Genomic DNA, 576 nt, shown 5'->3' with positions numbered 1-576 from the left:
AAGCGCGTGCGGTTCTTCTCCACCGTCGAGCTCGTCAACGCGCTCGAAACTGAAAAGCACCAAGGCAAGTCGGGCCAAGTGTAAGCATCCGGCGTGGACCGCAGGCGGAATAGGCTGAAGCGTCAGGCGCCGGCGCGCAACTTCAGGTCTTTGTGGATTTCGATGAGCTCGACGAGAGTTTCGATGCCGAAGTCGGTGAATGTGAGAACGCCGTCGTCTCCGATGCCGTAGACCCAGATGACGCCGTCCTCGGTGTCCATTTCGAGAGCGGCGTCGTGGACGAAGTCGACGCTCTCGCCGAGGCGTTCCGCGACGCGCTCGACGGTCGTGACGTGATCGACCTTGTTGACGTGCATGCTCAGGCCGTCAGCGCCGACGCGCACGGAGCCGACACTCGCCAGTTCCACGGCAGCAGTTCATCGAGCCTATGCGCTGGGTGTCCGGCGATGCGCGAGAGAACGTCGGCGAGCCAGGCCTGCGGATCGACGCCGCTCATCTTGGCGGTGATGATGAGGCTGTACATCGCGGCGGCCCGCTGGCCGCCGCGGTCGGAACCGCAGAACAACCAGCTTTTCC

General features: G+C 63.7%; 2 protein-coding genes. Both read right to left on the bottom strand.

What is annotated here, in order from left to right:
* Positions 1-122 precede the first annotated feature (122 nt).
* Positions 123-383 carry a hypothetical protein gene (locus METLW4_RS0103245; protein ID WP_018264770.1) on the bottom strand — a complete coding sequence of 87 codons (261 nt, stop codon included), beginning with the start codon at positions 381-383 and terminating at the stop codon, positions 123-125.
* A partial coding sequence (locus tag METLW4_RS23790) for a transposase domain-containing protein (RefSeq protein WP_198290167.1) occupies positions 359-576 on the bottom strand: 218 nt, incomplete at its 5' end. The genes METLW4_RS23790 and METLW4_RS0103245, both read right to left, overlap by 25 nt.

The sequence above is a fragment of the Methylosinus sp. LW4 genome, from assembly GCF_000379125.1.
Classification (GTDB): Bacteria; Pseudomonadota; Alphaproteobacteria; order Rhizobiales; family Beijerinckiaceae; genus Methylosinus.
Note: the sequence above shows the minus strand (reverse complement) of the source record. Positions and strands in the feature narration are given on the sequence as shown.